The 17,495-nt window shown below is 68.9% G+C and carries 15 protein-coding genes; 10 read left to right on the top strand and 5 right to left on the bottom strand.

What is annotated here, in order from left to right:
- Window positions 1-104: 104 nt before the first annotated feature.
- The 4 genes from ABZ345_RS43105 to ABZ345_RS43090 all read left to right on the top strand — a co-directional run bounded on the left by ABZ345_RS43105 (window position 105) and on the right by ABZ345_RS43090 (window position 2,554).
- Window positions 105-572, top strand: a complete 468-nt coding sequence (locus tag ABZ345_RS43105; protein ID WP_359860825.1) for a hypothetical protein — start codon at window positions 105-107, stop codon at window positions 570-572.
- Between the two features lie 47 nt (window positions 573-619).
- A complete protein-coding gene (locus ABZ345_RS43100) occupies window positions 620-1,378 on the top strand; it encodes an LLM class flavin-dependent oxidoreductase (RefSeq protein ID WP_359860823.1) in 759 nt (252 codons plus the stop codon).
- A gap of 75 nt (window positions 1,379-1,453) precedes the next feature.
- The gene (locus tag ABZ345_RS43095) at window positions 1,454-2,083 is read left to right on the top strand and encodes a DUF4041 domain-containing protein (protein ID WP_359860821.1); all 630 of its coding nucleotides are present in this window, start codon (window positions 1,454-1,456) and stop codon (window positions 2,081-2,083) included.
- A 21-nt stretch (window positions 2,084-2,104) separates the two neighbouring features.
- A complete protein-coding gene (locus ABZ345_RS43090) occupies window positions 2,105-2,554 on the top strand; it encodes an SRPBCC family protein (RefSeq protein WP_359860819.1) in 450 nt (149 codons plus the stop codon).
- 4 nt (window positions 2,555-2,558) lie between these two features.
- Here the strand turns inward: ABZ345_RS43090 and ABZ345_RS43085 are convergent, their stop codons facing one another.
- Genes ABZ345_RS43085 through ABZ345_RS43075 form a run of 3 tightly spaced genes read right to left on the bottom strand, consistent with a single transcriptional unit; the run spans window position 2,559 to window position 4,899 of the window.
- Window positions 2,559-4,097 carry an NAD(P)/FAD-dependent oxidoreductase gene (locus ABZ345_RS43085; RefSeq protein ID WP_359860817.1) on the bottom strand — a complete coding sequence of 513 codons (1,539 nt, stop codon included), beginning with the start codon at window positions 4,095-4,097 and terminating at the stop codon, window positions 2,559-2,561.
- Complete coding sequence (locus tag ABZ345_RS43080; RefSeq protein ID WP_359860815.1) at window positions 4,094-4,360, bottom strand: hypothetical protein; 267 nt, start codon at window positions 4,358-4,360, stop codon at window positions 4,094-4,096. The genes ABZ345_RS43085 and ABZ345_RS43080 overlap by 4 nt, the downstream gene beginning before the upstream one ends.
- Entirely contained in the window at window positions 4,357-4,899 is a 543-nt protein-coding gene (locus tag ABZ345_RS43075) for a hemerythrin domain-containing protein (RefSeq protein WP_359860813.1), read from the bottom strand. Before ABZ345_RS43075 ends, ABZ345_RS43080 begins: the two co-directional genes overlap by 4 nt.
- A 209-nt stretch (window positions 4,900-5,108) precedes the next feature.
- Here ABZ345_RS43075 and ABZ345_RS43070 point away from each other — a divergent pair, with 209 nt between their 5' ends.
- Window positions 5,109-6,347, top strand: coding sequence for an ABC transporter substrate-binding protein (locus ABZ345_RS43070; RefSeq protein WP_359860811.1), 1,239 nt, complete (start codon window positions 5,109-5,111; stop codon window positions 6,345-6,347).
- Window positions 6,348-6,401: 54 nt separating this feature from the next.
- On the opposite strand, the gene ABZ345_RS43065 is transcribed toward ABZ345_RS43070, so the two are convergent.
- Window positions 6,402-8,729, bottom strand: a complete 2,328-nt coding sequence (locus ABZ345_RS43065; protein ID WP_359860809.1) for a Tex family protein — start codon at window positions 8,727-8,729, stop codon at window positions 6,402-6,404.
- A 48-nt stretch (window positions 8,730-8,777) separates the two neighbouring features.
- Between ABZ345_RS43065 and ABZ345_RS43060 the strand changes: the two genes are divergently transcribed.
- The 5 genes from ABZ345_RS43060 (at window position 8,778) to ABZ345_RS43040 (ending at window position 16,535) form a co-directional block, all read left to right on the top strand.
- Complete coding sequence (locus ABZ345_RS43060; protein WP_359860807.1) at window positions 8,778-9,866, top strand: alkaline phosphatase family protein; 1,089 nt, start codon at window positions 8,778-8,780, stop codon at window positions 9,864-9,866.
- Window positions 9,867-9,913: 47 nt separating this feature from the next.
- Window positions 9,914-12,979, top strand: a complete 3,066-nt coding sequence (locus tag ABZ345_RS43055; RefSeq protein WP_359860805.1) for a BTAD domain-containing putative transcriptional regulator — start codon at window positions 9,914-9,916, stop codon at window positions 12,977-12,979.
- Window positions 12,970-13,833 carry a patatin-like phospholipase family protein gene (locus ABZ345_RS43050; RefSeq protein WP_359860910.1) on the top strand — a complete coding sequence of 288 codons (864 nt, stop codon included), beginning with the start codon at window positions 12,970-12,972 and terminating at the stop codon, window positions 13,831-13,833. The genes ABZ345_RS43055 and ABZ345_RS43050 overlap by 10 nt, the downstream gene beginning before the upstream one ends.
- Before the next feature lie 69 nt (window positions 13,834-13,902).
- Window positions 13,903-14,235: a hypothetical protein gene (locus tag ABZ345_RS43045; protein WP_359860803.1), complete on the top strand. Its 333-nt coding sequence runs from the start codon at window positions 13,903-13,905 to the stop codon at window positions 14,233-14,235.
- Window positions 14,236-14,399: 164 nt separating this feature from the next.
- A complete protein-coding gene (locus ABZ345_RS43040) occupies window positions 14,400-16,535 on the top strand; it encodes a discoidin domain-containing protein (protein WP_359860801.1) in 2,136 nt (711 codons plus the stop codon).
- On the opposite strand, the gene ABZ345_RS43035 is transcribed toward ABZ345_RS43040, so the two are convergent.
- Window positions 16,520-17,395 carry an ABC transporter ATP-binding protein gene (locus ABZ345_RS43035; protein WP_359860799.1) on the bottom strand — a complete coding sequence of 292 codons (876 nt, stop codon included), beginning with the start codon at window positions 17,393-17,395 and terminating at the stop codon, window positions 16,520-16,522. The genes ABZ345_RS43040 and ABZ345_RS43035 overlap by 16 nt on opposite strands.
- Window positions 17,396-17,495 lie beyond the last annotated feature (100 nt).

Below are 17,495 nucleotides of genomic sequence, written 5' to 3'. Positions count from 1 at the left end.
ACTGTCCACGACAGCGCCAAAGATCGGCCAAAGACCGATTTAGGCGTCTCTTTACCGCTCCTTCCTAGCTTCTGCCGCACTTGCTTTGGGCATAAGGAGAGAGCATGTTCGTTCGCATGATCGCCGCTGTGATCGCGATGTTCGCGGCTCTGATCATCGGCGCGTCCGTCGCTTCGGCGGCGCCGGCCAAGTACACCCACGCGCAGGCGACCGCGCAGCTGCGCGCGGCCGGCATCACCTGGTCGTCCAGCGGTGGCTGCAGCGACCGCAACCGCTCGAACTGCACGTCGTTCGAGCAGATCAACCAGACGACCATCGCGGGCATCAAGACGTTCAAGAGCGCGTCCGGCTGCGCGGTGAACATCTCCGGTGGCACCGAGACCGGTCACGCGTCGGGCACCTACTCGCACTGGAACGGCTACAAGGTGGACATCTCGCTGTCCAGCTGCGTGACCAACTACATCAAGACCAGGTTCACGTCCATCGGCGGCAACAAGTGGAAGTCGAACGCGGGCAACATCTACTACTTCGAGTCGAACCACTGGGACATCACGTACCACAGCGCCGGCTGATCCGACTCTGTTGCTGAACCACGGCCGGGGCCGGTAGTAGTGGACGGGTGACCACACTCGGCGCTGTCTACCGGCCCCAGCTTCCTCCTGAGAACCTGCGTTCCGTCGTCCTCGCGGCCGAGGAGTCCGGTGTGGACTCGTTGTGGCTGTGGGAGGACTGCTTCCTGGAGAGCGGCATCGCCTGCGCGTCAGCGGCTCTGGCGTGGACGCAACGGCTGAAGGTCGGCGTCGGGCTGCTGCCGGTGCCGTTGCGCAACGTCGCGCTGACCGCGATGGAGGCCGCGACGCTGGACCGGTTGTTCCCCGGCCGCGTCACGATCGGCGTCGGGCACGGGCTGCAGTCGTGGATGGGCCAGGTCGGCGCGCGGGTGCCGTCGCCGCTGACCCTGTTGCGCGAGTACACCGACGCCCTGAAAGCACTGCTGGCAGGCGAACGGGTGACCTGCTCCGGCAAGTACGTGTCGCTGACGGGTGTGGCACTGGACTGGCCGCCCGCCGCGCCGATGCCGATCTACGTGGGCGGACTGGGCCCCAAGACACTGGATCTCGCCGGTGAGGTCGGTGACGGCACCATCCTGGACGCGTCGGCCGATCTGGCTCGGGTGCGCGAGACGCGGGCGAGCCGCGAGCACCCGATCGTCGTCTACGTGGAGACGGACTCGCGGGACCGCGCGTTCGTCTCCGATCTCGTCTCCTCGGTGGCCGAGGCGGGCGCTACCAGCGTGATCTTGCAGCAGTCGGCGACGAGCGAGGACCCCGAAGGGTTCGTCCGATTCGTGGGTTCACTCGATGGAGTGAGTGCATAGCGCGATAGATAACGGTGGATACCTCCTTGCGATGGAACGGTCGTGGGCCTTTCGTCGCTGTTCGGGGAGGTAAGCATGTTCGGGCGCAAGAACCGCCGGGTCGCTGAGCTGGAGCGGGCCGTGGAAGGCCTGCAGGAGCTGCTCGCTCGAATCGGTGACGCCCGAACAGCGCAAACAGAGGCGCTGGAAGAGGTCGACCGCGCCGGAGCCGAACTGGTGGCGTTGCGCCACCGGATCAAGAACGCGCGTGCCGAGCTGCAGCCGTTGAAGGAGGAGCTGACCTTCCAACGGGCCGGTGTCTTCCGCACCGACGCGGGCCTGGACCACCAGGCGCAGCTCGACCTGATCCACGACGAGATGAAGACGCTGATCAAGACCGGTGCCGCGATCGAGGGCGGCGGGCAGGTCACCTACAACGGGTCGGACGCCACCGGGCGGCGGCTCGTCGAGGACTGGTCGGCGCTGATGCTCCGCTCGTACAACTGCGAGGCCGAGAACTGCCTGCGCATGTTGCGAGCCGGTGGCCTGGACACCGCCCGCAGGCGGCTCGATCGCGCTGCGTCGGCGATCGAGCGGCTCAGCGGCACGTTCGCCCTCCGGATCTCGCCGCGCTACCAGGCTCTTCGGTCCTACGAGCTGGAGCTCACCGCCGGCCACCTGCAGCGCAAGGCCGAAAGCCGCCGAACGCGCCGGATTGCCTCCTGACGCAGCGGGTACCTCCCGTGCGTGGCTGAGGTTTCTCTGGACGTGGAAGCGCCCCTCGAGGCCGTGTGGGCAGTGCTTGCCGACGGCTGGTCGTACGTGGGATGGGTGGTGGGCGCGTCGCACATCCGCGACGTCGACCCCGGCTGGCCCGAGCCCGGCACGCGCATCCACCACAGCGTGGGGCCGTGGCCGCTGGTCATCCAGGACACCACCGAGGTGGTGCACTGCAAGCCGTTCCACGTTCTCGAACTCGACGCACGGCTCTGGCCGGTGGGGGCCGCGCGGATCGCGCTGACCCTGCGGGCGCGGTCGGCGTCGCTCACGGAGGTGCGGATGGCCGAGCAGGTCGTGCGCGGCCCGTCGACGTTGCTGCCGAAGTTCGTGCAGGACGTGCTGCTCATTCCACGCAACAAGGAATCGCTGGCGCGGCTGGACGCGTTGGCTCGCGGACGTGCCGAGCACGCCGGTTGAACCGTCAGTAGATCGCCTTGTGCAACCCCTGGATCAGGGTCTTGTAGACCTCGCCGGCCGCGCCCCACCGCGTGAGCGCCGCCCGTGCCGCGTTCGCTCCCGCCGCACCGTGCACGCCGCCGCCCGGCCACGCCGACGAACCCGCCAGGTAGAGGCGGTCGAACGGGGTGTCCGCGCGGCCGAGACCCGGCACGGGCCGGAAGATCAGCTGCTGGTGGATGGCCGACGTGCCGCCGTTGACCGAGCCGATCTCCGCCGGGCCGAGGACCGAGCGCTGCAAGATCCGGGAGCGGAAGCCGGGCGCGCGTTCCTCGATCATCAGCTCGATGCGGTCGGCGCGGCGCTTCAGGCGGTCCGGCGTCCAGCCTCCGCTCAGCGGCACGTGTGTGTACGCCCAGGCCGCCTCGGTGCCGGCGGGTGAGCGTGACGGGTCGGTCGTCGTCATCTGGCCCATGACCATGAACGGGTTGCGCGGCACCTTGCCGCACGCGAGCTCGTGGGCCACGGTGGCCAGGCCGTTGACGTCGCCGCCGAGGTGGATCGTCCCTGCCTGCGCGCTGTCCGGGTTGGTCCACGGGATCGGGCCCGACAGCGCCCAGTCGACCTTGATCGTGTCGCCGTCCCACTGGAACCGCTTCAAGTCCTCCGCGAGCCGCGACGGGAGTGCGTCGCCGCCGATCAGGTCCAGGTACAGCGAAGGTGCGGGGATGTCGGCGAGGACGGCTCGACGTGCGCGCACGACCGAACCATCGGCCAGACGCACGCCTACGGCGACACCGCGCGCATGGAGCACAGAGGTCACACGCGCGTTCGTCTCGATGCGTCCGCCGAAGCGACGCACCAGGGACGCCGTCAGTTCTTTCGCGCCGCCGCGGGGGACCGGGTTGCCGATCTCCTGCGCCAGCATGGCCAGCAGCCAGCCGAAACCCGCACTGCCGGCCTGGTCCGGTCCGAGGTCCGTGTGCATCGCGTTGCCCGCCAGCAACACGCGCGCGCCTTCGCCCTCGAAGAGCTCCTCGCCCAGACGGCGCACCGGCAGCGTGAGGGTGCGCGCCAGCCGTAGGGCCTCGCCGACGCCCGCGGCCTTCAAGAGAGAAAGACCGCCACGCACCGGTGGGAACGGACGCAGCAACGACTCGAGCACGGCATCACGCACCGATTGCCAGCGTGAGAACTCGGACTCCCAGCGGTCGGCGTCGGCGTGCGCGAACGTGCCGACGGACTTCGCGGTGGCTTCGATCTCACGAGAGAGGAGCGCCACGCGGTCGTCGGGCAGGACATGGGCGAGCACGGCCGGTGCGTGCTGCCACTGCACGTCGAGGTTCAACGCGCCGAGGACGGGCGAGCCGAGGCCGAGGGGGTAGAACGCGCTGTAGACGTCGTTCGTGAACCCAGGCGCCGTGATCTCGGCGGACGTGACGGCGCCGCCGGGGGTGGCGCGCTGCTCCAGCACCAGCACGTCCCAGCCCGCGTCCGCCAGCAGAGCCGCCGCGACCAAGCCGTTTGGGCCCGAGCCGATGACGACCGCGTCCACCTCGTTCACGCGCGCCTCCCCATTGCCGTGACGACCTCGCGCAGCACAGCACGCGCGTCGTGTTCGGGCCACCATTCCAGATCTTCGTGCGTTCGTGTGGTCCTCACGAGAGGTCGGTTCCGACGTTCCGCGATCATCGGCGCGGGCGGCACCGGCTCGGCGGCGAGGTTGAACGCATCGAACGCTCTACGCCTCGTGCGCATGTCCACACCGACGTCCTCGAACTCGAGGTGACGCCGTAGCGCGGTGCCGCCGGTCAACACGATCGTCACCCGAGCACCTTGCGGATCGCGTCGCGCGCCTTGTCCACCACGGCGACGATCGGGCCGAGCGCCATGTTCGCGATCGGGCTCTCGACGCCGGGGTGCGGGCGGGTGGGCGCGATCGCCTCAGCGGCCTCCACCGCACGCGCCATCCGTTCGAGCCGTTCCTGGTCGTGCACCTTGCGCAGCAGTGGGAACTCGGCCTGTTCTTCGTGGTCCGCGTGGGCGAGCACGTCGTCACGGAGCTGCACGAGCAGCGTGTCGAAGCCTTCGGCCTCGGGCCCCATGTCGATCATCGTGCTGAGGAGCTCCTTGGCGCGCCGCTCCTCGGCGACTCGTGCCTCCACGATGGGCTCGCCGCCGCTCACCCGCGCGATAGCGGGGTGGACGATCTCCTCCTCCGCGGTCTCATGGACCGAAAGCAGGCGCACGAGCCGATGCCATGCGTTTTTGCGTTCGTCGTCGCCGACGGCGGCCTCGACTTCGGCGAACAGCATCCGGATGTCCTCGTGCTGCCGGTGCAGCAAAGTGATCACGTCATCAGCCATGTCGCACGGGTACCCGAAATGTGACGGCCAACGCCGTATCTCATTTCGTTCGGTGCCGAAGAGCTAGCACAGTGCGTAGTCGAGCGGTAGTCACATGAACCTAACAATCCTGTGTCACGTACCACATAGAGAGGCAATATGTGACAGCTCAACGAATACTGAGCTACCGCTTAGTATGTTCGGCTCTGATCTTTCGACAAGGACTCTGAATGCCCTTCCGCCGCCGTGTACTGCCCGCCGCCTTAGCGCTCGCCGTCCTAGCGGGTGGCTGTGGCGCTCGGGAACCTGAGAAAGCCCAGGTCAAGACCGGGCCGGGCGTTACCGACGACACGATCTCGCTCGGCATCCTCACGGACATGACAGGTCCGTTCAAGGCGTCCGCGCTGACCCGCCTGAAGGGCTACGAGCTGTACCTGAAGCAGGTCAACGACCGCGGGGGCATCTGCGGTCGCCGGGTCGACCTCAAGCTGAAGGACCACGCGTACGACGTCCAGAAGGCGCTCGACGCCTACTTCGACCTGGAACCGCAGGTCCTGGGTCTGCTGGAGCTCGCGGGCACGCCGATGACCGCGGCGATCGAGCCCGACATCATGCAGACCCGCACGCTGACCGCGCCCGCGAGCTGGGCCGCGTCGCTGCTCGGCAACCCGCACATGATGATCGTGGGCACGACCTACGACCTCGACGTCATCAACGGACTCGACTTCTACAAGCGGCGCGGGATCATCAAGGAGGGCGACACGGTCGGTCACGTGTACGTCCAGGGCAGCTACGGCGACAACGCGCTCGAAGGCTCCACGTTCGTCGGCGAGCAGTGGAAGATGAACATCGCCAAGCAGCCGATCGGTGAGACTACGGCCGACCTGTCGCAGCAGATCGCCTCGTTGAAGGCCCAGGGCGCCAAGGCCATCGTGCTGAGCACCGCGCCCGCGCAGACCGCCGCCGCCGTGGGTGTCGCCGCGGCGATGAAGTGGGACGTGCCGTTCATGGTCAACGTCGTGGGCTACGACCCCGCGCTCCTGGACTCGCCCGTCGCCGCCGCCGTGGAGAAGCAGGTCTCCGTGGTGACGTCGGTGGCGCCGTTCACGGGCACCAAGGCGGGTCCGCGCGAGGTGGCGGCGGCGTTCAACAAGAACTACCCGAACGAGAAGCCCGCGCTGTACGTCGACCACGGGTACACGGTCGCGAAGGTGTTCCTCTCGGTCGTGGAGAAGGCCTGCAAGAACGGCGACCTCACGCGCGATGGCGTGCTCAGGGCGTTCCACGACACCAACGGCCTGGACACCCAGGGGCTGACCGGCACGCTGCACTACTCGCTGGTGGGGCGGCCGTCGTCCACGCAGTCGTACATCACCAAGGTCGACAGGTCGGCGCCCGGTGGTCTGACGACCGTCGAGGAGCTGTTCGAGTCGGAGCTGGTGAAGGCCAAGGGCACTCGCGCCAAGTAGAGCCAGAAAAAAAGAGCCCCTCCCGACGCCGGGAGGGGCTCTCTTTTCGTTGCCTTACTTGCCGAACCCGGCCTTGCGGAGCGCGTCCGCCATGGACCCGCTCGCCTCCGGAGGCGTGCTGCGCTGCTGGCCGCCGCGCTGCTGCCCGCCACCGCGCTGCTGCGGACGCCGGTCACGACCGCCGCCACCGCCGCCCTGCTGCTTCGGAGCGGGCTTGCCCGGCTCGTCGGTCAGACGCAGCGTCAGGCCGATGCGCTTGCGGGCCTCGTCGACCTCCAGCACCTTCACCCGCACCACGTCGCCGGACTTCACGACGTCGCGCGGGTCCTTCACGTAGGTGTTGGACAGGGCCGAGATGTGCACCAGACCGTCCTGGTGCACGCCGATGTCCACGAACGCGCCGAACGCGGCCACGTTCGTCACGACGCCCTCCAGCACCATGCCGGGCTTGAGGTCGGCGATCTTCTCGACGCCGTCGGCGAAGGTCGCGGTCTTGAACGCCGGCCGCGGATCGCGGCCGGGCTTCTCGAGCTCGCGGAGGATGTCCGTGACGGTGGGCAAACCGAACTGCTCGTCGACGAACTGTTCCGGCCGCAGCTTTGTGAGCACCGCGGTGTTGCCGATCAGCTCGGCGCCGGCCGCGGACTGCATCTTGCGCACCACCGGGTACGCCTCGGGGTGCACGGAGGAGGCGTCCAGCGGCTCGTCACCGCCGCGGATCTTGAGGAAGCCCGCGCACTGCTCGAACGCCTTCGGGCCGAGCCGCGCGACCTCCATGAGCGACTTGCGGGTCCTGAACGGCCCGTTCGCGTCGCGGTGCAGCACGATGTTCTCCGCGAGACCGGCCGTGATGCCGGAGACGCGGGTCAGCAGCGGCACCGAGGCCGTGTTCAGGTCGACGCCGACCGCGTTCACACAGTCCTCGACCACCGCGTCCAGAGAACGCGACAGCTTCGCCTCGGCCAGGTCGTGCTGGTACTGGCCGACGCCGATGGACTTCGGGTCGATCTTCACCAGCTCGGCCAGCGGGTCCTGCAGCCGCCGGGCGATCGACACCGCGCCACGGATCGACACGTCGAGCCCCGGCAGTTCCGAGGAGGCGTACGCGGAGGCCGAGTAGACCGACGCACCGGCCTCGGACACCACGATCTTGGTGAGGTTGAGCTCCGGGTGGCGCTTGATCAGGTCGGCGGCCAGCTTGTCGGTCTCGCGCGACGCCGTGCCGTTGCCGATCGCGATCAGGTCGACGTTGTGCTGCTTGGCCCACGCCGCGAGCTTGGCGATCGACTCGTCCCAGCGGTTCGCGGGCACGTGCGGCTGGATGACGCCGTGCGCGACGACCTTGCCGGTGGCGTCGACGATCGCGACCTTCACACCGGTGCGGTAGCCGGGGTCGAGACCCATCGTGGCGCGCGTGCCGGCCGGGGCGGCCAGCAGCAGGTCGCGCAGGTTCGACGCGAAGACCTTCACGGCCTCGTCCTCGGCGAACTGGCGCAGGCGTCCGCGCAGGTCGATGCCCAGGTGCACGAGGATCCGGGTCCGCCAGGCCCAGCGCACGGTGTCGGTGAGCCACTTGTCGCCGGGACGGCCGCGGTCGTCGATGCCGAACCGGGCCGCGATGCGCACCTCGAAGGAGGACGGGCCTTCTTCGCGAGGCTCCTCGGGCTCGAGGACGAGGTCGAGGACCTCCTCCTTCTCGCCGCGGAACAGCGCCAGGATGCGGTGCGACGGGAGCTTGGCGAACGGCTCGTCGAACTCGAAGTAGTCCGCGAACTTGGCGCCCTCGGTCTCCTTGCCCTCGCGGACCTTGGAGACGACCCGGCCGCGCGTCCACATCTGTTCGCGCAGGTCACCGATCAGGTCGCTGTCCTCGCCGAACCGCTCGACGAGGATGGCCCGCGCGCCCTGCAGTGCGGCCGCGGCGTCCGCGACCTCCTTGGCGGGGTCGACGAACTTGGCGGCTTCTTCCTGCGGGTTCAGCCCGGGGTCGCCCAGCAGCGCGTCGGCCAGCGGTTCGAGACCGGCCTCCTTCGCGATCTGGGCCTTCGTGCGGCGCTTCTGCTTGTACGGCAGGTAGAGGTCCTCGAGCCGCGCCTTGGAGTCGGCGGCGAGGATCTGGGCTTCGAGGGCGTCGTTCAGCTTGCCCTGCTCGCGGATCGAGTTGAGGACGGCCGCGCGGCGCTCCTCCAGCTCGCGCAGGTAGCCGAGCCGCTCCTCGAGCGTGCGCAGCTGCGCGTCGTCGAGACCGCCGGTCGCCTCCTTGCGGTAGCGGGCGACGAACGGGACGGTCGCGCCACCGTCGAGCAGTTCGACAGCAGAGCTGACCTGGCCGCTGGCCACGCCGAGCTCGTCAGCGATCTTCTGGTGGATGAGCGTTGTCACAGCGCGCCATTCTGCCCGTTGTCCGATTCGACGTGGCACCGTGGCCTCATGACCATCGCCGAGGTCGTCCCGTCACTGCTCTCCGGCCTGGCCGTTCCGGGCGCCGACAACACCCTGGACCTGCCGTCCGCCCGGCGTGTCGTGCTGCTGCTCGTCGACGGCCTGGGCCACGAGCTGCTGCGCGAGTACGCCGAGCACGCTCCGTTCCTCGCGGGTCTGGGCGGCCGTGAGATCAACGCCGGGTTCCCGTCGACGACCGCCACGAGCCTGGCCTCGATCGGCACCGGGCTGCTGGCGGGCGAGCACGGCATCGTCGGCTACTCGTTCGCGGTCGGAGACGAGGTGCTCAACGCGCTGACCTGGTCGCGGGCCGGGAACGACCACGGCGACCTGCGCAAGCTGCTCGTGCCCGAGGTCGTCCAGCCGCATCCGACGCTGTTCGAACGCGCCGCGGCGGCCGGGGTGGCGGTCAGCGCGGTCGCGCCGCTCGCCCAACGCACCAGCGGGCTCACGCGCGCCGTGCTGCGCGGGTCGTGGTTCCGGGGCGCGGCGGGCTTCGGCGACCTCGCACTCGGTGCCGTCGCGGCGCTCGAGCAGGACCGCTCGTTCTGCTACGCCTACCACGGCGATCTCGACATGATCGGCCACATCTACGGGGCGGGCTCCAACGAGTGGCTGCTGCAGTTGGAATTCGTGGACGCGCTGGCTTCCCGCATCGCCGCGCGAATGCCGCCCGATTCCCTGTTCGTGGTGACCGCGGACCACGGAATGATCACCGCGGACGACCGGATCGACTTCGACACCGAACCTCTGCTGTGGCAGGGAGTCCGGGTGATCGCCGGAGATCCTCGCGTGCGCTATCTGCACACCGAAAGTGATGAGGTGCTCGCGGTGTGGCGCGAGTTCCTCGGCGACCGCGCGGACGTGGTGATGAAGGAGGACGCCGTGGAGGCCGGCTGGTTCGGCCCGGTCAGCCCGCTCGCGCTCGACCGCATCGGAGATGTTGTCGTGGCAATGAAAAACTCGGCGGTGGTCGTGCGGGGGCAGGCGGAACCCGTGCTGAGCAAGCTGAACGGATTCCACGGGTCCAGAACAAGACAGGAATTGGCGATTCCACTGCTGTTTCGCGCCTCCTGACTGTCTCAGATGGTCGGTCGCGGGCATTCCGTCGTTATCTTCTGACCGTGACGGAAATCCGGCTGCTCGGACCTCTGGAGGTTCTCGCGGGCAGCGGCGAGCGGGTGCGGATCGGCAGCACGCGGGACCAGAAGGTGCTGGCGGCGCTGGCGCTCGCGTCCGGGCGGCTGGTCGCTCTCGACCACCTGGTGGCCGTCGCGTGGGACGTCGATCCTCCTTCCACCGCCCGGCATCAGGTGCAGAAGTCGATCGCGTCGCTGCGAGCGCTGCTCGGTTCCTCGGTGATCGTCACGGACGGCACGGCCTACCGGGTCGTCGCCGGCACGGACGTCGCCGCGTTCGAAGATCGCGTGCGGTCGGCCGCCGTTCTCGAACCCTCGCAGGCGGCGCCGGTGCTGCGGTCGGCGCTGGAGCTGTGGCGCGGGCCCGCGCTGGCCGGGCTGGCGAGCTCGGAGCTGCGGATCGACGCCGACCGGTGCGACGAACGGCGGATCTCGGTCACCGAGCGGTGCTGCTCTCTCGAACTCGAGCTGGGCGGGCATCGCGAGCTGGTGCCGGAGCTGACGGCTCTGGTGGCCGAGCACCCGTTCCGCGAAGGTCTCGTGGCGTTGCTGATGACCGCGCTGTACAGGTCGGATCGGCAGGCCGACGCGCTGGAGCTGTACCGGGTCACGCATCGGCGGCTCGTCGACGAGCTGGGGGTGGAGCCCGGCCCGGTGCTGCGCGAGGCGCACGACGCGGTGCTGGCGCAGGACGCGGGGGTGGTGCCGGCGGGGCAGGTCGTGCCCCGGCAGCTGCCCGCCGACCTGGTGCGGTTCACCGGCAGGGAGGACCATCTGCAGTCGCTGGACGCGTTGCTGGAGTCCAGTTCGACCGTGGTGATCACGTCGATCGCGGGTGTGGCGGGCGTGGGCAAGACGGCTTTGGCCGTGCACTGGGCACATCGGGTCAGCGAGTCCTTTCCGGACGGTCAGCTCTACGTGAACCTGCGCGGGTTCGACGACGCGCCGCCGATCACGTCTTCCGAGGCGCTGACAGGGTTTCTGCGATCGTTGGGCGTTTCGCAGGTGCCGGGGGACGAGCTGGAGCAGGCCGCGCTGTACCGGTCGGTGCTGGCCCAACGGCGGATGCTCGTGCTGCTCGACAACGCTGTCTCCGAAGATCAGGTGCGGCCGTTGCTGCCCGGCAGTCCTGGCTGTGTCGTCGTCGTGACCAGCCGCAACGACCTGCGCGGGCTGATGGCCGTCGACGACGCGCATCGACTGGAGCTCGACGTCCTGACGCCGTCGGAGTCCGCCGCGCTGATCGGGCGGATGCTGGGTCCGGCGCGGGCGTCGGCCGAGCCCGAAGCGGTGGAGTCGCTGGCACGGTTGTGCGGGCACCTGCCGCTGGCGTTGCGGGTCGCGGCGGCGAACCTGGCGGCGTCCCGGGACCGCGTGGCCGATGCCGTGGCGGCGTTGGAAGGCGACGACCGGCTGTCGAAGCTGGCGATCCGCGGCGACCAGCGCGCCGTGGTGTCGGCGGCCTTCGCTCTTTCCCACCGCGAGCTGGCTCCTGGGCCCGCGCGGTTGTTCCGGCTGCTGGGATTGTTGCCGCGCACCGACTTCACCGTGCACGCGGCGGCCGCTCTGCTGGGGGAGCCGCTCGCGTCGGCCAGGGCCTGCGTTGCCGCGCTGGAGATCGCGAACCTGATCGAGCCGCACACCGCCGGGCGCTACCGGTTGCACGACCTGCTGCACCTCTACGCTCGTGGTCTCGGCGATGATCCCGAGGCGCGGCAACGGTTGTTCGACTTCTACGTGCTCACTGCCGACGCCGCGCTGGACGTGCTGATGCCGCGGATGCTGCACGCCGAACGCCCGTCGCGCACGGTCGAGGTGCCGCCGTTCGGCGACCGCGAGTCCGCACTGTCCTGGTTGGACAGTGAGCGGGACAGCATGGTGACGCTGGCGTTCAGCGGCTGCTGGCACATGGCCGACGCGCTGCGGCGCTACCTCTGGATGCGCAGCGACCACCAGACCGCCCAGGCGGTGGCGACGGCGGCCCTGCGGCACGCCAAGCAGGAGGGAGACCTGGCCGGCCAGGCGACGATGGAGTCCGCGATCGGCACCGCCGTCATGGGGTGGGACGCCGGGACCGCCGTCGGGCACTTCACGCGCGCGGCGGAGCTGTTCCGCTCGGCCGGTGACCTGGTCGGAGCACACCGCGCGTTGCACAACCTCGGCGCGTGTCACGTCGTGCAGGGCTATCCGGTGAAGGCGTTGGAGGTCTACCGCGAGGCGACCGGACATCAGGTCGGCGCGTCGGAAACCGCGCTGATGATGGTCACGGTGGGCCCGGCGTTCGTGGCATCCGGCGACCTGCACGAGGCCATGGCGCACTACGACAAGGCGATCAAGCTCCTGCCCGACGACGTCCCCGCCCTCGGCTGGACGGGCGAGGTGGCGCTGGCCCTGGGCGACGTGTCACGGGCCCGCGACCTGATCGGCCGGGCCGCTGCCAGCGCCGCGGGCGTGCCGCACTGGGAACTGTGCGTGCTGCACGACGAATCCCTGTTGCTGATGGACACGGGCCAGTCCGCGCAGGCGTTGTCGGTCGCGACCCGGTTGCACGACATGGCCGTCCGCGCGTCCGCGAACACGCACTACCTGCTGCGCGCGCTCGACGTCATCGGCACCGTGCAGCGCCACCTGGGCCGGTTCGACGTGGCGATCGCCTCGCTGACCCGCGGTGTCTCCGTGGCGGTGGACCGCTCGGTCGCCTACCAGGAGGCGTGGTCGAGGGTGTCGCTCGCTCGTGCTCTCTTCGCCGCCGGCGACCCCGTGGAGGCCGCCCGGCACGCGTACCTGGCTCTGGAACTGGCTGTGGCGCGCGGTTTCCAGGTGATCCACGCCCGTGCGCTGACAACGCTGTCCGTGCTGGGACAGTCGCGGGCGGAGGAGGCTTTGGAGATCGCTTTGGCCACCGGGCACGCGTTGGCGCAGGCCGAGGCGTGGTCCTTTTTGGGTGAACACGGGCAAGCTGCCGAGATCTTCCAGCGCTGCACGGGTTCGGCCGCGCACGCCCCGGCCAGCGTGCTGTCGCTCGAGCCTTCTTGTACGTTCTGCTCGTGATCTCATTGCCCGGACCGGTCGCCTTCGTCCTCGGCGGCGGAGGCAGTCTCGGCGCGTCGCAGGTCGGCATGCTGCGTGCGTTGCAGGAACACGGCGTGCGCCCCGATCTCGTCGTCGGCACGTCCGTGGGCTCGGTCAACGGGTCGCTGCTGGCGCTGGACCCCGAGAAGGCTCCAGAGCGGCTGGCCGTGATGTGGGAGGGCATGACCCGGCAGCGGGTGTTCCCCGGCGGGCCGATCGCGCAGCTCCGGTCGTTGCGGACGAACAAGACCTACCTGTTCCCGAACACCGGGCTCGCCGACGTGCTGGCGGAGGGGCTGGACGGGTGCACTGACTTCGGCGCGCTGACGCTGCCGTTCGGCGCGGTGTCGGTGGACTGCGTGACGGGCGAGCCCGTCAACATCACGTCCGGGGACCTTGTCCCGGCGATCCTGGCCAGCGCGGCGATTCCCGGCGTGTATCCGCCGGTGCGGATCGGCGACCGGGTGCTCTACGACGGCGGGGTGCTGGCGAACGTGCCGATCCGGCAGGCGCTCGCGATGGGCGCTCAGTCGTTGGTGGTGCTGGATTGTGCGTTCCCGGGGCATCTGCCGACGGTGCCGGAGACGCTGGCCGAGACGTTGTTGTTCTGGGCCACGCTGGGCATGCGGAACCAGGCCGTGCTGGAGGTCGAACTGGCGTCGCAGCACGCGCCCGTGCTGTACCTGCCGGGGCCGCCCGTGCAGGCCGTGACGCCGCTGGACTTCTCGCACACCGCGGAACTGGTCGAGGCTTCCTACATCGCGTCGGTGGCGTTCCTGACGTCGGTGGAGATCGCCGGGGCCGGGTTGTACGGCCATCCGTCCCACGGCTGAACGATGTGCCGCAGGTCTATCTGCAGCTCGGAAGGGTTCCCGGGCCGACTGCACCGGATGGTGTGGTGGTTGCTCAACCCCACCGTGGGGTGCGGGTACCGGTCGCTGCGAATCCTGTGGTGGCTGGGCTTCCTCGTGGTCGCCGGCGGGTGGATCTTCCGCTGCCTCAGCCGGGACCCCGACAACTTCGCCAAGATGCGGGCCGACCTGAAACCAGAGTGGTTCGACCCGTGGCTGTACACGATCGACCTGCTCCTGCCGGTCGTGAGCCTGAACCACAGCCAGCTCTGGGTGCCGCCCGGCCCGGCCAAGTGGTTCGCGCTCGGGTTCACCCTGGTGGGGTGGGTGCTCGCACTCTGCCTTCGTGGCGTAGGCCGGCTGTTCAAGCGGGATGACCGTTAGACATCGGCTCATTTGGAGCCTTTTTCGATTCAGTTGGTCGTGTAACTCGGTCATACCTCCGAGGACCTATTGAACTTCAGCGGCTAAGTGGCGTAGACCTTTGCGCGGTAACACCGAGCACGTCTTCCTACCGCCGCAGGAGGCGTCCACCAGGAGGCTGGCTCGTGCGCAAAACGTTGCGTCGTCTCGGCGTGTTGATGACCGCCGCTCTACTCGTTGTAGGCGTGAGCACTCCGGCGCAGGCCGAGGTGCTGCATCCGCGGCAGGACTGGTTGCGTGCTTCCACGTCCGGTCTGTTCCTGCACTGGGGGATGCGGACTTCACCGGGCTACACCAGTTGCAGCGCCTGGGAGTCCGCTGTCACCGACGGTGGCTGGTCGGCCAAGTACTGGGTGGACGAGGCGAAGAAGCTGCACGCGCAGTACCTGGTGCTGGCGTCGTTCCACAGCAGGCTCGGCTACGCGCGCGCGTGGCCGTCCTCGATCCCCGGCAGCTGCTCGACCAAGCGCGACTTCCTCGGTGAGCTGATCGAAGCCGCCGACAAGGAGGGCGTGAAGGTCATCAACTACATGACCGACGACCCCCAGTGGCACAACGAGGGCGGGCACGAGTGGCTCGACTCGTCCGCGTACTCGAAGTACAAGGGCAAGACGGTCAACCTGCAGGAGCGGCCCGGGTTCGGGCAGTTCAGCTACGACAACTTCGTCGAGGTCATGGCGCGCTACCCGAAGCTCGCCGGGTTCTGGATCGACAACGACAACGCCTACTGGGAGCAGAACGGTCTGTACGAGCGGATCCGGAAGGATCGCCCGGACATGGTCCTCAGCAACAACAACGAGGACACGCCGATCATGGACACGATCAGCAACGAGCAGAAGACCGGCATGACGCCGAGCTACGACTACCCGCAGGCGGTCTACACGGCGGCGCCGCGGTTGATCGAGGCGTGCTTCAAGCTGCCCAGCGGTGGCGCGTGGTGGTACTCCGGCTCGAACTCGACGGTCGACTACAAGCTGACGCTCGGACGGCTGATCACCAACGCCGGCAGTGACGTCAAGGCGTTGATGGCCGAGACCGCGATGGTCAACGGCAAGTTCCCGTCGAACCAGGCGACCTTCAACAACTTCACGAACACGTACCTGGGTGACATCTGGGAGTCGATCGGCGGGACATCCGGTGGCGGCTACCTCAACGGCGGCCTCAAGCCCGGGTTCTTCAACGACGGCGCGCACGGCGTCACGACGGTGTCGAAGGCGAACCCGAACCTGAACTACGTCCACGTGATCACCAAGCCGTCCGGCAGCACGCTGAAGGTCCGCGACAACGGCTACAAGGTCAGCAAGGTGACCAACCTGCGCACCGGCGCGGCGGTCAGCTGGACGCAGTCGGGCGGGACGATCACGCTCAGCGGCATCTCGAACTGGGACCAGTACGACACGGTGTTCAAGGTCGAGACGGCCGGGCGTGAGGGGATCATCCCGCCGTCGTCGTACACGATGAGCGCGTCGGCTTCCGGTTCCGGCCACCCGGCCTCGGCAGCGGCGGACGGCAACTACCAGACCTACTGGGACGCAACGGGTGCGGGCACGGTGTCGCTGCGCTTCGACCTCGGCTCGGCCAAGAAGGTCTCGTACGTGGCGCTGAACCAGCGCGAGGACTCGACGACCTACCCGGCCTCGGGCTCCGCGCGCATCAAGAACTACAACGTCTACACGTCCAACGACGGTTCCAACTGGACGAATGTGAAGTCCGGGTCGCTGCCCAACCACCGCGGTGTGCAGTTCATCGACCTGCCCGCGAACACGACCGCGCGGCACATCCGGGTCGAGAAGACGTCCACGCAGGGCAAGGCGCAGCTGCGGATCGACGAGGCGTGGCTCGGCTCGGGCTACGCCGGCGGTGGCGGTGGCGAGCCCACGCCCGAGACGCGGTTCGAGGCGGAGAACGGTGTCGTCACCCAGGGCGTCGTGGAGTCGAACCACGCCGGGTTCTCCGGCACCGGCTTCGTCAACTACGACAACGTCGCGGGCTCCTCGGTCGAGTTCAAGGTGAACAGCGACGTGGCGGGACCGAAGCAGGTGACGCTGCGGTTCGCCAACGGCACGACGGTGAACCGGCCGCTGGACATCTCGGTCAACGGGCAGCTCGCGGTCGACGAGCAGGCGTTCGCGGGCACCGGCGCGTGGACGACCTGGCAGTCGGTGACCGTGACGCTGAACCTGGAGGCGGGCGAGAACACGGTCCGGGCAGTCGCGACGACCGCGAACGGCGGTCCGAACCTGGACTACCTGGAGGTGTGACCGCGGTGGGCTGAGCGCCGTTCGCGCGATGCCCGCAGGTAGCCCATGACCAGTGCTTCGAGGTCAGGTTCGGTGCCGATCCAGCCCTTCGGCGCCGGCCTGGCCTCGCGGAGCAGCAGGGTGGCCTGGCGCTCGGTGCGGGTCGCGCTGATCAGCGTTCCCTCCACAGCGGACTCGTCCGCGGCCGGGCCGACCAGGATCCGGTGCTGGGCGAGGACTTCCTCGATGTCGCCGTCGACCTGAACACGGCCGTCGTCGATCAGCAGGATGTGGTCGCACACCTCGCGCAGGTCGCCGAGCAGGTGCGAGGACATCACCACCGTGGTGCCGCGCTCGGCGACCTCGGTCATGATGATCCGCAGCGTCTCGTCGCGGGCCAGCGGATCCAGGTCGGCCAGCGGTTCGTCCAGGAGCAGCAGGCGGGGGAGCCGGCCCAGCGCCATCGCGATGGCCACCTGGGTCAGGGAACCCGCGGACAGCGTGCCGACCTTCATGTCCTGGTCCACGCCGGCCAGCAGCCCGAGCACCTCGTGGACCCGGTCGGCGGACCACCGGTCGTTCATGGCCGCGCAGGCGCGCGCCAGTTCGCGCACCGTGAGGTCGCGGTAGAGCGATCGGTTCTGGGCCAGGAACGAGACGTCCGGGTGGATGCGGCCCCGCACCGGGGCGCCGAAGACCTTCAGCTCACCGGTCGACGGGTGGGTGAGGCCCGCGGCCATGCGCAGCAGGGTGCTCTTGCCCGCGCCGTTCGGGCCGACCAGGGCGACGACCTTGCCCTCGGGAATGGCGAAATCGCAGTCGCGGACCGCCCAGCGGGTGCGGAACCGCTTGCCCACCGCGGTGGCGGTCAGGGGATTCATGATCGCTCCATAAGATTGTTGATGTTCAGGACGGGATGTTCTGGATGCCTGGAGCGACGAGGTGTGGCTGATGGTTGCTTGTCGTTGGGTGGCTTCCGAG

It is taken from the genome of Lentzea sp. NPDC005914 (genome assembly GCF_040629405.1).
Taxonomy (GTDB): domain Bacteria; phylum Actinomycetota; class Actinomycetes; order Mycobacteriales; family Pseudonocardiaceae; genus Lentzea.
This window is presented reverse-complemented; position numbering and strand designations above follow the sequence as displayed.

Coding starts and splice junctions, on each gene's coding strand:
- ABZ345_RS43035 (WP_359860799.1), bottom strand. CDS start 17,395: ATGAATCCCCTGACCGCCACCGCGGTGGGCAAGCGGTTCCGCACCCGC.
- ABZ345_RS43105 (WP_359860825.1), top strand. CDS start 105: ATGTTCGTTCGCATGATCGCCGCTGTGATCGCGATGTTCGCGGCTCTG.
- ABZ345_RS43075 (WP_359860813.1), bottom strand. CDS start 4,899: ATGGCTGATGACGTGATCACTTTGCTGCACCGGCAGCACGAGGACATC.
- ABZ345_RS43095 (WP_359860821.1), top strand. CDS start 1,454: ATGTTCGGGCGCAAGAACCGCCGGGTCGCTGAGCTGGAGCGGGCCGTG.
- ABZ345_RS43060 (WP_359860807.1), top strand. CDS start 8,778: ATGACCATCGCCGAGGTCGTCCCGTCACTGCTCTCCGGCCTGGCCGTT.
- ABZ345_RS43070 (WP_359860811.1), top strand. CDS start 5,109: ATGCCCTTCCGCCGCCGTGTACTGCCCGCCGCCTTAGCGCTCGCCGTC.